The 12,583-nt window shown below is 71.1% G+C and carries 12 protein-coding genes; 11 read left to right on the forward strand and 1 reads right to left on the reverse strand.

What is annotated here, in order from left to right; all coding sequences use genetic code 11:
• The first annotated feature begins 469 nt into the window (after positions 1-469).
• The 9 genes from BMG523DRAFT_RS17910 (at position 470) to BMG523DRAFT_RS17950 (ending at position 9,333) form a co-directional block, all read left to right on the forward strand.
• On the forward strand, positions 470-1,546 hold the full coding sequence (locus BMG523DRAFT_RS17910; RefSeq protein WP_011436510.1) for a beta-ketoacyl-ACP synthase III: 1,077 nt from the start codon (positions 470-472) through the stop codon (positions 1,544-1,546).
• A gap of 12 nt (positions 1,547-1,558) precedes the next feature.
• The gene (locus BMG523DRAFT_RS17915; RefSeq protein ID WP_011436511.1) at positions 1,559-1,798 is read left to right on the forward strand and encodes an acyl carrier protein; all 240 of its coding nucleotides are present in this window, start codon (positions 1,559-1,561) and stop codon (positions 1,796-1,798) included.
• Positions 1,795-3,033, forward strand: coding sequence for a beta-ketoacyl synthase (locus tag BMG523DRAFT_RS17920; RefSeq protein WP_011436512.1), 1,239 nt, complete (start codon positions 1,795-1,797; stop codon positions 3,031-3,033). The genes BMG523DRAFT_RS17915 and BMG523DRAFT_RS17920 overlap by 4 nt, the downstream gene beginning before the upstream one ends.
• Before the next feature lie 20 nt (positions 3,034-3,053).
• Positions 3,054-4,022: an aldo/keto reductase gene (locus BMG523DRAFT_RS17925; protein ID WP_011436513.1), complete on the forward strand. Its 969-nt coding sequence runs from the start codon at positions 3,054-3,056 to the stop codon at positions 4,020-4,022.
• 6 nt (positions 4,023-4,028) lie between these two features.
• Complete coding sequence (locus tag BMG523DRAFT_RS17930) at positions 4,029-4,709, forward strand: HAD family phosphatase (protein WP_011436514.1); 681 nt, start codon at positions 4,029-4,031, stop codon at positions 4,707-4,709.
• Positions 4,710-4,753: 44 nt separating this feature from the next.
• Positions 4,754-5,746, forward strand: coding sequence for a 3-oxoacyl-[acyl-carrier-protein] synthase III C-terminal domain-containing protein (locus BMG523DRAFT_RS17935; RefSeq protein WP_160323728.1), 993 nt, complete (start codon positions 4,754-4,756; stop codon positions 5,744-5,746).
• A 91-nt stretch (positions 5,747-5,837) separates the two neighbouring features.
• Positions 5,838-7,415, forward strand: coding sequence for an MFS transporter (locus BMG523DRAFT_RS17940; RefSeq protein WP_023841851.1), 1,578 nt, complete (start codon positions 5,838-5,840; stop codon positions 7,413-7,415).
• Complete coding sequence (locus BMG523DRAFT_RS17945) at positions 7,412-8,947, forward strand: FAD-dependent monooxygenase (RefSeq protein ID WP_011436531.1); 1,536 nt, start codon at positions 7,412-7,414, stop codon at positions 8,945-8,947. The genes BMG523DRAFT_RS17940 and BMG523DRAFT_RS17945 overlap by 4 nt, the downstream gene beginning before the upstream one ends.
• On the forward strand, positions 8,944-9,333 hold the full coding sequence (locus BMG523DRAFT_RS17950; protein WP_011436532.1) for a PPOX class F420-dependent oxidoreductase: 390 nt from the start codon (positions 8,944-8,946) through the stop codon (positions 9,331-9,333). Before BMG523DRAFT_RS17945 ends, BMG523DRAFT_RS17950 begins: the two co-directional genes overlap by 4 nt.
• A 4-nt stretch (positions 9,334-9,337) precedes the next feature.
• On the opposite strand, the gene BMG523DRAFT_RS17955 is transcribed toward BMG523DRAFT_RS17950, so the two are convergent.
• Entirely contained in the window at positions 9,338-9,865 is a 528-nt protein-coding gene (locus BMG523DRAFT_RS17955) for a cysteine hydrolase family protein (protein WP_023841852.1), read from the reverse strand.
• 100 nt (positions 9,866-9,965) lie between these two features.
• Here BMG523DRAFT_RS17955 and BMG523DRAFT_RS17960 point away from each other — a divergent pair, with 100 nt between their 5' ends.
• Both BMG523DRAFT_RS17960 and BMG523DRAFT_RS17965 read left to right on the forward strand, forming a co-directional pair.
• Entirely contained in the window at positions 9,966-10,898 is a 933-nt protein-coding gene (locus BMG523DRAFT_RS17960) for an alpha/beta fold hydrolase (RefSeq protein ID WP_160323729.1), read from the forward strand.
• 44 nt (positions 10,899-10,942) lie between these two features.
• The gene (locus BMG523DRAFT_RS17965) at positions 10,943-12,583 is read left to right on the forward strand and encodes an ABC transporter substrate-binding protein (protein WP_235463213.1); all 1,641 of its coding nucleotides are present in this window, start codon (positions 10,943-10,945) and stop codon (positions 12,581-12,583) included.

Here is a 12,583-nt window from a genome sequence, read left to right on the forward strand (position 1 = left end):
GAACGCCTGCGCCACAGCCGGCGGGAAAGCACCCGCCGGCCCCGCCCTCGAACCCTTCCTCACCTGGCAGACCACCACCCAGACCGGCAGCCCTCCCAGCACCGACCCNCCCCAGGACGGCCCACCCGACGGGCCCGAGCCCTAACCCCACCCACAAGCCGAAAACCACCCGACCGGCAACACCGGCCGGGCCTTCGGCCCGCCCACCCACGCCATCACCGAACTCTTACGATGGCCGCAAGGAGTCCGTCAGTGGGATGAAAGATCGCGCGGCTAACGTCGTCGCTGTCCACAGTGCCTGGTCGGGCGTGCCGCATCCGGCGCCGCGAGGCCATGCGCGACGACTACATCCTCTCCGCTGGAAGGGGAAATCGGCAATGACGGTAATGACCACACGGACCGGTGTCGAACAGGATTTCGGCCGACTTTCGACGCGAGAAGGTGCCGGTACGACACGCGGGATCCTACCTTGACGGCCCGCGCCGCGGTGCTGTCCGGGCTGGGCGGTTGGGTGCCGCCCCGGCTGGTGACCAACGACCAGCTCGCCGAGGAACTGGACACGACCGATGAATGGATCAGGACGCGAACCGGAATCCGCCAGCGGTTCGTCGTCGACGCGGGCATGGCAACGTCGGGTATCGCGATCGAGGCGGGGCGGCGCGCGCTGAGGTCCGCCGACCGGTCGAGGGTGGACCTGGTGGTGCTGGCGACCAGCACGCCGGATCACCCCTGTCCGGCGACGGCTCCCGAAGTCGCCAGCAGGCTCGGGCTCGGGGAGGCACCGGCCTTCGACATCGCGGCGGTGTGCAGTGGTTTCGTCTACGCGCTGGCCACGTCCGCGACGATGATCGCAAGCGGATCGGTCGACACCGCGTTGGTCATCGGGGCCGACTCGTTCTCCACCATCCTCAACCCGCGGGACCGCACCACCAGGGCGATCTTCGGTGACGGTGCCGGCGCCGTCGTCCTGCGGGCCGGCGAGGCCGGTGAGCGGGGTGCGATCCTCGGATTCGACCTCGGGAGCGACGGTTCCCAGGCCGACCTCATCACGGTGCCGGCCGGTGGCTCCGAGCAGCGCTCGATGGGGCTGCTCGCGCCGGAGGACGACTACTTCTTCGACATGCAGGGGCGCTCCGTCTTCCGCAACGCCGTGATCCGGATGAGCGAGTCCGCGGGGAAGGTGGCCGAGCGCGTCGGCTGGTCGGTCGGCGAGATCGACCGTGTCATCGCGCATCAGGCGAACGTCCGCATCCTGCACGCCGTCGCACTCGAGCTCGGGATTCCCGTGGAACGGCTGGTGGTGAACCTCGACCGGGTCGCGAACACGGTTGCGGCGTCCATCCCACTCGCCCTGGTCGACGGCGTCGTCTCCGGTCACCTGCAACCGGATGACCAGGTCATGCTCTGCGGATTCGGTGGCGGCCTCACCTGGGGAGCCGCGGGGCTGACGCTCCCGTCCCTGTCCGTCGAGCCGCTGCCCGGGCTCCCGCTCCCGACTCGTCCGCCCCTTCCCGCCGCGCTGCCCGTACCGGCTGCGGCCCGCTGATCGGAGAACATCATGAACGCGCTGGAAGGAACGCTCACCGACCTGCTCGTGTCCCGGCTCGGTGTCGTCGCCGAGGGCGTCACGCCCGACAGCACCTACGAGCAGCTGATGCTCGACTCTCTCGGTCTGATCGAGTTCCTCCTGATCATCAGGAAGGAGCTCGGGGTGTCGCTCGACGACGACGCCCTGCAGACCGGCACCACCCTGGCCGAGACCGCCAGGCTGGTCGAGGCGAAGGGGAGCCGGGTGTGACCGGTTCCTCGCCGGCCCGGTTCGACGCCGCGATCACCGGTCTGGGCCTGGTCAGCGCCGCCGGCATCGGGACGGACGCCACCTGGGAGCGGGTGTGTTCCGGGGTGTCCACGGCGGCGCGGGACCCGGCCCTGGCCGGTCTCCCGGTCGACTTCTCCTGCCGGGTGCCGGACTTCGACGGGACGAAGCTGCTGGGCCGAGCCATGGCCTGGCGGCTCGACCGGTTCGTCCAGCTTGCGATCGTGGCCGCTCGCCAGGCGATCGCCGATGCCCGGCTGGACCCGGGGACGTGGGACGGCGCGCGCGTCGGCGTGGTGATCGGCAACTCGCTTGGCGGCACCGACACCTGGGAACGGCAGCACCGCTCTCTCGTCGAAGGCGCGCCGGAGGACGTCTCGCCGTTGATGATCCCTATGGGGATGGCGAACATGGTCGCGGGCTGCGTGGCGATCGACTGCCAGGCGCTCGGCCCAAGTCTGGTCACGGCGACGGCCTGTGCGTCCGGCTCCACCGCCGTAGGTCTCGCCCGGGACCTGCTGCGGTCCGACACCTGCGACGTCGTGATAGCCGGCGGTGCCGAGTCGGCCCTGTCCGCGGGTGCGATCACCGGCCTGCAGCGGATGGGCGCGCTGTCGGCCCGGCGTGACGACCCGGCCGCCGCGTCGCGCCCGTTCGACGTGGCCCGGGACGGGTTCGTCGCCGGTGAGGGCGCTGGGATCCTCGTTCTTGAGCGGCCCGCCGACGCCCGCGCCCGCGGGGCCGACGTCCACGCCCTGGTCAGCGGATTTGGAGCCTCGTCGGACGCGTACCACGCGACTGCGCCTGATCCGGCCGGGGCGGGCATCGAGCGGGCGGTGCGGGCGGCTCTGCGAGACGCGGGGATCGCCGGCGACGACGTCGACCATGTCAACGCGCACGGCACGTCGACGCCGCTCAACGACGTCACCGAGGCCAGGGCGCTGCGCCGGACCCTCGGCGAGCGTCCCCTGGTGACGTCGACCAAGGGGGTGACTGGCCACGCCCTGGCCGCAGCCGGCTCCATCGAGGCCGGTCTCACCGCGTTGGCGCTGCGCCACGGCGCCGTCCCGCCGACGGCGAATCTCACCGACCTGGATCCCGCGGTCGACCTGACGGTCGTCGCCGGCACGGCGACGACCGCGTCCCTCGATGTGGCGCTGAGCACCTCGCTGGGATTCGGCGGTCACAACGCGGCGCTGGTGCTCCTCGCCGCCTGAGTCCGAAAGGAGAACGTGGGATGCAGGTACGGAAACTCGGCGCAACCGGGGTCGAGGTCGGCGGGATCGGCCTGGGCTGCATGGGGATGAGCTGGCTCTACAAGGAGTCCGAACTCGACGACAACCGTTCGGTCGAGGTGATCCGGGAAGCCGTCGACCTCGGCGTGACCCTGCTCGATACCGCGGACATCTATGGTGCCGGCCACAACGAGGAGCTGCTCGGCCGGGCCGCCGTCGGTCGGCGCGAGGACGTGGTCGTCGCCACGAAGTTCGGCATCGTGATCGAGGACCTGGCTGCCCGGAGGTCACATCTCGACGGGTCGCCCGCCTATCTGCGCACGGCGATCGAGGCGAGCCTGCGCCGGCTTGGCACCGAAGTCATCGACCTGTATTACCTGCACCGCGTCGACTCGGCCGTCCCGCTCGCGGACACCTGGGGGGCGATGGCCGAGCTGGTCGCCGAGGGCAAAGTGCGTTTCCTCGGCCTTTCCGAGGTCAGCGTGGCGCAGGCCGTCGAGGCGCACGCGATCCACCCGGTCACCGCGATCCAGTCGGAGCTGTCCCTGTGGACGCGGGACCCGCTCGGGCCGGACAAGGCGAGCGACGTCGTCCGATGGTGCGCCGACAACGAGGTGAGCTTCGTGCCGTTCGCCCCGCTGGGCCGCGGCTTCCTCACCGGTACCCTGCACGTCGACCGTTTCGAGGACTCCGATTTCCGGGCGACCAACCCGCGGTTCCGCGGACCCGCGATCGTGACGAACCAGCGCATCGTTGATGTCGTCCGCGAGGTGGCGGAGCGTCACTCCGCGACGCCGGCGCAGGTGGCCATCGCCTGGACGCTGGCCCACGGCAGTCAGGTCGTCCCCATTCCCGGCACAAAGAACCCTCGCTACCTGCGGGAGAACGTGGCGGCGACGGACCTGGTCCTGAGCGGCGAAGACCTGGCGGATCTCGACGCGGTGCCGGCGGCCGTCGGCACCAGGTACTGAGTCGCCATGGGCATCGATCCCGCCCGGATCGCGTTCTTCGACGTCGACGAAACACTCATCACCGTCAAGGGGATGCTCAGTTTTCTGGAGTTCCACCTCGGCGCGCCGGACCGGTACCGGCAGATCGCGGACCGGTTGCACCGGCTCGCGGCCGACGGGGTGCCACGCGGGGAGACCAACCGGCTCTATTACGAGGTCTTCGCTGGCCAGCGGGAGACCGAGGTGGCCGCAAGCGGCCGGCGGTGGTTCCAACAGGAGATGGTGGGGGGCTCGCTCTTCCACGGCGAGCTGGTGCGGGTGCTGCGCCGACTCCAGGCCGCCGGGACGATCATCGTCCTGGTGTCGGGATCGTTCTCGGCCTGCCTGGACCCGATCGCGGAACACCTCGGGGCGGATCAGGTGCTCGGTACGGTCCCCGAAGTCCGTGCCGGCCGGTACACCGGCCGGGTGGTCCGCACCGTCATCGGTGAGGGCAAGGCCACCGCGGCCCGGGCGTTGCTCGCCGAGTTCGGCGTCGACGGGCGGCTCTGCGTCGCCTACGGCGATCACTCCTCGGACCTGCCGATGCTCGCGGCCGTGGGCCACGCCGGCGTGGTCGGACAGGACCCGGTTCTCCTCGCCCATGCGGCCGAGCGCGGCTGGGACCTTCTTCCCGGCATTCCGACACGAGGCAATGGGAAGGCATGATGTACCTCAGATCGGGGTTCGGTCTCCGAGCGGTCCGAGCGTGGTTGCCCGACGCGACCGTGTCCGCCCGAGACGCGATCGGCCAGGGCCACATCAGCGAACAGGACCTGGCGAACACCGCCGTCATCCGGGTACCGGTCGCGCGGGATGTCGCGGCGCCGGAAATGGCGGTCCGGGCCGCGCGGGCGGCGCTGTACGCCGCCGGCTGGGACGGAAGCCGCCTCGGTTTCAGCGCGCACGCCTGGATCCATCACCAGGGGCACGACTTCTGGTCGCCCGCGCACTACATCGCCGATCAGCTCGGTGCCCGCCGCAGCGTCCCGCTGGGCATCCAGGTCATGTGCAACGGCGGAGGGGTCGCCCTGGAGGCGGCCTGCGCCCGCCTGCTCGCCGACAGCACGACCGGCGCCGCGCTGGTGACGACGGCCGACTGTTTCCGCGACGAGGGATTCGACCGCTGGAGCGGTGACTACGGAGTCTTCTACGGTGACGGCGCGACGGCCATGCTCCTGCACGAGCGGGACGACGCGGTGGACGAGCTGACGCTGCTCGGTCTGGCCAGCGGGGCGGTCTCCGCCGCTGAGGGGCTGCACCGCGGTCGCGACCCCTTCACCCCGGCGAGCCGGTGGCTCAGCGAGCGAGTGGACGTGAGGCGGACGAAGAAGGCCTTCATGGAGGACGTCGGCACCGCCGGCTTTTTCCGGGACGTGCACGCGACGCTCCGTCGCATCATCGCGGACTGCCTCGCCGACAGCGGCCTCACCTCCGACGATCCGCGGCTGCGCCTCATCGCCCTGCCCCGGGTCGGTCTCAAGGTGCGGCAGGAGACCTATCACCCGGCCGTTGAGAACGCCACCACCGCCAAGATCGTGGACCTCGGCGCGGAGACCGGGCATCTGGGCGCGGGCGACATGGGGGCGAACCTCGCCGCGATCGTCGAACAGGACCTGCTCGCCCCGGGCGAGTTCGCCCTGGTGATCGGCGCCGGCGGTGGCTTCAGCTTCTCCTGCGCGGCCGTCGGCCGACCGGCGGCCTGACCCGGTCGCGCGTCCTTCTCCGCGCCACCCGTCCCCTCCGTTCTTTTCGCCCTACTCGGCCCCACCAGTTCTGGGAACAAGGACCTCTGCCATGAATGCGCCTTCCGTGGGCGGCCGCGGCCGCCCGGTGATTGTTCTGATCGCGGTCTGCCTGGCCGTGCTGACCCTGCCGGCCTCCCTGACCGGCACGTCCGTCGCCCTGCCGCGGATCGGTGTCGACCTGCACGCCGGGTACGCTCCGTTGCAGTGGGTGGTCAACTCCTACAACCTGGCCTTCGCGTGTTCCATGCTGGCATGCGGTTCGGCCGCCGACATCCTGGGTCGCAAGCGGCTGTTCGTCGCCGGCCTCACCCTGTTCAGCCTGTCGAGCGCGGTGAGTGTGCTGACGTCCGACATCATCGTGCTGGATGCGGCCCGGGCGCTGGCCGGGGTCGGCGCGGCCGCAGTCATGACGGCCGGGTCGGCAATCCTCGCCACCACGTTCGAGGGCGCGGCGCAGGCCAGGGCGTTCGCCATCCTCGGTTCGGCGGCCGGCGCCGGGCTGGCTCTCGGTCCGTCGACCGCCGGGCTGCTGGTGGACGCCTTCGGCTGGCGAGGCGTGTTCGCCTCGCACCTGGTGGTCATGGTCCTGGTGGCCGTCGCGGTGCCGATGGTGCGGGAGTCGCGCAATCCCGCCGCGATCCGGTTCGACTGGCCGGGCATCGCCTCCTTCACGCTGAGCCTGCTGCTGCTGATGCTCGGTGTCGTACAGGGGCCGCAGTGGGGCTGGAGCAGCGCCGGCACGGTGCTGCTCCTCGTTGCGGCGGCGGTGCTCATGGCGCTGTTCGTCGTCGCCGAACTGCGCCAGGCGCGACCGATGTTCGACCTCGGTCTGTTCGGCCAGCCGCGCTTCCTGGCCGCCTCGCTGGTGCCGCTGTCCCTGTCCTTCGGGTTCGTCTGCCTGGTGGTGCTCCTGCCCGCCTACCTGACCGGTGCCCGCGGGATGTCCGTCGGCCGCGCCGGTGACACGATGATGCTGCTTACCCTGCCTGTGCTGGTGGTGCCGCTGGTTGTCAGCAACCTGGTCCGGCGCGGGCTGTCCACCCGGCTGGTGCTCAGCCTGAGCATGCTGGTGGCCGCCGGCGGTGCAGCCTGGCTCACGGTCATCGACCAGGACATCGCGGTCGTCAGCCTCATCGGGCCGCTGTTCCTGATCGGTACGGGCATGGGCATGACGGCCGGTCTGGTCGACGGTGTCGCGATCACCTCGGTGCGGCCCGAACAGGCGGGTACCGCCGCCGGCATGTTCAACACCGTGCGGCTGGCCAGCGAGGCGGTGGCGATCGCGGCGATGGGGGCCCTGGTGCTCGATGTGACCCGGGGGAGAATCTCCGCGGGCCTGCCGGCGACGGCGGTCCCGCCGGGCGGTGCCGATGCCGCCACGATCGCGAACAAGGCGGTCAGCGGGAACCTCACCGGCGCGGCGGACGGCCTCACCGGTACCGCCCGCGCCGATTTCCTCGACCTGCTCACGCGCAGCTACACCCACGGCATCCACGTTCTGCTGTGGTTGCTGGTCGGCATCGGAGCCGCCACCGGGGTCGTGCTTCATCTGCTGCTGCGGCCGCGGGAGGTTGGCGTCACCACCACCGAGCAGGCGGAGCCCGTCACCGTGGCGGTGGACGCATGACGCCGTCGGCACCGCGGCTGCCGGTGCTGGTCGCCGGCGCCGGACCAGCCGGTCTCATGGCCACGATCGAGCTGACCCGGCGCGGGGTGCCGGTGCGCTGCATCGACCGGGCCGGCGGGCCGAGCACCCTGTCCAAGGCACTCGGGGTGTGGCCACGCACCCGTGAACTGATCCGTCGGATCGGGGGCGATGAGGCGCTGGCATCGAGATCCCTGCCGCAGACGCAGATGCGCTACTACTCCTCGGGGAAGGTCATCGCCAACCTGCGCTACCGGACGGCCACCCGGCCGCTGATCTGCCCGCAGCCCGGCGTCGAGGAGGTACTGCGGGAGGTCCTGACCGGCCTCGGCGGCTCGCCGGAATGGCGCACCGAACTGCTCGACCTCGACCAGTGCGACGACCGGGTGCGGGTGCGGGTGCGGTATCCGGACGGCGCGGAGCGGATCGAGGAGTTCGCCTACCTGGTCGGCGCCGATGGCGCGAGCAGCACGGTCCGGGCCCAGCTCGGCATCGGCTTCGACGGCGACACCTATGAGCTGCGCTTCGTGGTGGCCGACGCGCTGGCGGACACCGCACTCGATCCGACGATGACCCACTACTTCTGCTCCACGCGCGGCATCCTGGTCGCCTGCGGGCTGCCCTCCGGCCGGTGGCGGGTCTTCACCTCCGCGCCACCGGACTTCACCCAGCAGGGAGCCGACCTCGACGCCGTCCAGCGGCTGGTCGACGAGCGGGGCCCGGGCGGGATCGTCCTGCGTGACCCGGACTGGCTCAGCGTGTTCTCGGTGCACGCCAGGCAGGCCGAGCGGACCAGGGTCGGGCACGTGTTCCTGGTGGGGGACGCGGCGCACATCCACAGCCCGGCCGGCGGGCAGGGCTTGAACACAGGCGTCACCGACGCGCACAACCTGGCCTGGAAGATGGCGTTCGTCTGGCACGGCCGGGCGGATCCGGATCTGCTGGACACCTACGCGGCGGAGCGTGGGCAGGTAGCCCGGGCGGTCGTCCGCCAGGCCGACGTGCAGACGCGGATCTGGCTGCTGCGCCGCGGCTACCAGGTGGCGCTTCGGGACACGCTGCTGCGGGCCGCCTCAGCCCTACGACTGTTCGACATCTCCTACGTTCCCTGGCTGGCCGGCCTGCGCACCAGGTACCGGGTGGCGGCGTCGGAGGGCCGCGCGGTGGCCGGATTCCAGCCGGGCGCACTGATCCCGCTGCCGCTGCGGTCCGAGCTCGACGACCTGCGCTACACCCTGCTGATCTCGCGGCCCGAGCGGCACGGTTCCGGCGGCGCCTCGTTCGACGCACTGGCGGACCTGTGCCGCGACCACTTCGCGGACCGGGTGGACGTGCGGGTGCTCGACGGAAACGGCCGGGCGCGGGGCGCTGTCGCCGCCCTGGTGCGCCCGGACGGGCATGTCGACACGGCCTCCCGTGACGCCGCACCGGTGCGGACCCGACTGACCGCACTGTTCACCGCACCGCCGACGAGGCAGCCTGACGGCCTCGGCGACCTGAGGAGAAAAACGTGACCATCATTCCGGACAGCCACCGCGACCTGTTGGAGCGGCCGCTCTTCGCCCATCTGGCGACCATCCGGCCCGACGGGCAGCCGCAGGTGAATCCCATGTGGTTTTCCTGGGACGGCGAGTTCCTCTGTTTCACGAACACGACCGTCCGGTACAAGTACCGAAACGTGACGGCCAATCCACACGTGGCGGTCTCCATCAACGACCCGGACCAGCCATACCGGTACCTCGAAATCCGCGGGGTGGTGGAACGCATCGACCCGGATTCGGCCGGAACGTTCTTCATGACGCTGGCCGACCGCTATGCGATGGCGCTGGACGGTCCGCCACCGGACGCCCAGTACCGGGTCGTCTACGTCGTTCGGCCCACGGGCAGCAGCAGCCAGTGACGCCTCACGGCGCGAGGATATCCGCCATCGAGCAGATCGCCGCGCCCGCGCGCGCGAGCTGATCGAGCGCTCCGGTGTGCTCCGCCACCGTCACGCTCGCGGTGGCATCGGACACGACGGCCACGTCGAAGCCCGACGCCACCGCCGTTCCAGCGGTGGCGGACACGCCGTGCGCGGTGGACAGGCCCGCGATCACCAGCCTGGTGCGGCCCTGTTCGCGCAGCAGCCCGGCCAGGCCGGTGCCCGTGAAGGCATCCAGGCCGTCCTTGGTGACGACAAGGTCGCCGGGCCGCGGCGCCAGGGCGGCGACGAGCTGGTTCGGCGCGGCCTGGGGCCCACCGTCGCGGCCGTCGGCACGCAGATAACGCACGATCACCGTCGTCGCCTTCGCGTCGGCCAGGCCGTCACGCAGCCGGACGCAGGCGTCGACGACCTGGGTACCCGGGATCGGCGCCCACGGCATGTCGACGATCCAGTGCTGGAGATCCACCAGCACGAGGGCTGTTGTCTCGCCGCGCCGGTAACCGGGCATCGCCGCCGCCTCCACACGTGACCCGTCGGGGATTGCCAGACACGCGCACGCTAGCAGAGAGACGCAGATGGAACGGTTTGTGCGGACACGAGACGATCTTATGCTATGGACCGAAAGTTTTGGCAGGTCAGCGGATCCCGCGATTCTGCTTGTGATGGGCGGGCCCGCGCAGGGGATCACCTGGCCCGACGCGCTCTGCCGGATGCTGGCCGATTCCGGGTACCGGGTGGTCCGATACGACCATCGTGACGTCGGTCTGTCCACGAAGACCGACTCCCGCCTTTCCTGCTATGACCTGTCCACGCTCGCCGGGGACGCGGCGGACGTCATCACCGGACTGGGACTGGCATCCGCACACGTGGTGGGCCAGTCCGCGGGCGGCATCGTGGCCCAGCTGCTCGCGCTGGAGGAGCCGAGCCTGGTTCGCTCCCTGGTCCTGCTGTCCTGCTCCCCGGATGCCAACGGCGACGTCCATCTGCCGCCCCTGACCGGCCTGCCCGGTCCGGAGCGGCCGTTGCTCGACCACGTCGCCGCGCTGAACGACAACCCGCCGACGACCAGAGCGGCGCGCGTCGCGGCGGCGGTGCGCGGCTGGCGCGTGCTCGTGGGGGCCGGCGCGCCGTTCAGTGAGACCTACTGGCGGGACCTGGTCGAGCGCTCGATGCGACGGGAGGCGGGCTCGGACCTTGGCAGTAACCATCTGCGGGCACTGGACCGCACGCCGCCGCTGACCGCGAGGATCGGCGCGATCCGGGTGCCGGCCCTGGTGGTGCACGGCCGGCGCGACACCGTTTTTCCCCTCGCGCACGGCGAAACGCTGGCCCGCGAGATCGCCGCCGCGCGGCTGGTGGTTGTCGACGAGCTGGGCCACATCTTTCCCCCGCAGTGGTGCCCGCTCGTGCACGGGCTCGTGACGCGGCATCTCCGCGAGGCCGGGGCGCATCCCGCCGGGCAGGTGCGGTCACCCGGTGCGGGCGGGACGTCCGACCGGCGGGGGGCGACGGCCGCGGACGTCCCGCCCGCGGCCCTCTGACCACACCGGCCCTCGACCCCCGGAGCTCTGCTGTGCACCCCATCGTGTCCGTACGGTCCGCGCTCGGACTCCTCGTTGTCGCGGCGATACTTCTGCTCACCGGGTGCGGTCCCGACACCGCCGCGGTTCCCGCAGGCGGTGGTCGACCCGTGCGCGGGGGAACCCTGACCTACGCGATCGACGCGGAGCCGACCTGCTTCGACATCCACGCCAGCCAGCAGGACGTCACCGCGAGCGTCCTCCGCAACGTCTTCGACTCACTCGTCGCGCAGGACGACGCCGGTCATTTCCACCCCTGGCTGGCGACGTCCTGGGACATCACCGACGGCCTGCGCACCTACACCTTTCATCTGCGCCACGGCGTGACCTTCACCGACGGCAGCGCCTTCGACGCGGCGGCGGTGCGGGCCAACTTCGCGCACATCGTCGCGAAGCAGACCAGGTCGCAGTACGCCGCGAGCCTGCTCGGCCCGTACGCCGGCACCGACGTCGTCGATCTCTACACCGTACGGGTGCGTTTCAGCCGGCCGTTCGCCCCGTTCCTCCAGGCCGCCAGCACCACCTATCTCGGCTTCTACTCGCCGAAGGTCCTCGCCACCGACGCCGCGCAGCTGTGCGCGGGCGGGCCACGAGCGGTTGGTACCGGGCCGTTCTCCGTCACCAGTCGCACCCGAGGCCAGCGCATCGTCCTGACCAGGAATCCGGCCTATGACTGGGCGCCCGCGACCGCGCGGCACTCCGGCCCCGCCTACCTCGACCGGATCGTCATCCGCATCCTGAAGGAGAACTCCATCCGGGTCGGCGCGCTGACCAGCGGGCAGGTCGACGTCGCCGCCGCCGTGCCACCGGCGGACGCGCGGTCCGTCGGCGCCGACCGGAATCTGCGGCTGCTGCGGAAGGACGTGCCGGGAGTCCCCTACAGTCTCTACCTGAACACGTCGCTGGCGCCTTTCACCGACCGCCGGGTCCGCACCGCGATCCAGCGGGGAATCAACGTGGACCGGAATGTCGGCGCCGTGTACTTCGGTCAGTACCGGCGAGCCTGGGGCCCGCTGACGGACGTCACTCCCTCCTACGACGCGACCGTCAGGCAGAGCTGGCCCTACGACCCAGTCAAAGCCGGCCAGCTGCTCGACGAGGCCGGTTGGGCCAGGCGCGACGGCGCCGGGTTCCGCGTGCGCGACGGCCGGCGGCTGAGCATCTCCTGGCCGGTCGTGCCGACGTACCTGCGCGACCAGCGTGATGTGCTCGGCCAGGCGATCCAGGCCGACCTGCGGAAGCTGGGCGTGGAGGTCACCCGTCCCAGTCTCGACGTCGGCACCTACCTGGCGCTCTCCTACAGCAACAAGGCGCAGATGCTGGACTTCAGCTGGAGCCGTGCTGATCCGGATGTGCTGCGGCTGTTCTTCAACTCCGCCAGCTCCCCGGCATCTGGCGGGCAGAACATGGCGCAGCTGGCCGACGCGGAGGTGGACCGGCTGACGGTCGACGGCGCGGAGAGCCTCGACCGGACGGCCCGCGACGACCTGTACGGGCGGGTCCAGCACGACGTGCTCGCCAGCGCGGCTGTAGTCCCGCTCTACACGCCCAGCTCGATCCTGGGCGTGGCCCGACGGGTCGACGGCATCGGCGTCGACCCGAACGCCTGGCCGCTCTTCTTCGATGCCTGGCGCGTCTCCGGGTAG

This window comes from Frankia sp. BMG5.23 (assembly GCF_000685765.2).
GTDB classification, from domain to species: Bacteria; Actinomycetota; Actinomycetes; order Frankiales; family Frankiaceae; genus Frankia; species Frankia casuarinae.

Bases quoted from the DNA above. Each gene is read 5' to 3' on its own strand.
- BMG523DRAFT_RS17915 (WP_011436511.1), top strand. From the start codon at position 1,559: ATGAACGCGCTGGAAGGAACGCTCACCGACCTGCTCGTGTCCCGGCTC.
- BMG523DRAFT_RS17925 (WP_011436513.1), top strand. From the start codon at position 3,054: ATGCAGGTACGGAAACTCGGCGCAACCGGGGTCGAGGTCGGCGGGATC.
- BMG523DRAFT_RS17930 (WP_011436514.1), top strand. From the start codon at position 4,029: ATGGGCATCGATCCCGCCCGGATCGCGTTCTTCGACGTCGACGAAACA.
- BMG523DRAFT_RS17940 (WP_023841851.1), top strand. From the start codon at position 5,838: ATGAATGCGCCTTCCGTGGGCGGCCGCGGCCGCCCGGTGATTGTTCTG.
- BMG523DRAFT_RS17945 (WP_011436531.1), top strand. From the start codon at position 7,412: ATGACGCCGTCGGCACCGCGGCTGCCGGTGCTGGTCGCCGGCGCCGGA.
- BMG523DRAFT_RS17955 (WP_023841852.1), bottom strand. From the start codon at position 9,865: ATGCCCGGTTACCGGCGCGGCGAGACAACAGCCCTCGTGCTGGTGGAT.
- BMG523DRAFT_RS17960 (WP_160323729.1), top strand. From the start codon at position 9,966: ATGCTATGGACCGAAAGTTTTGGCAGGTCAGCGGATCCCGCGATTCTG.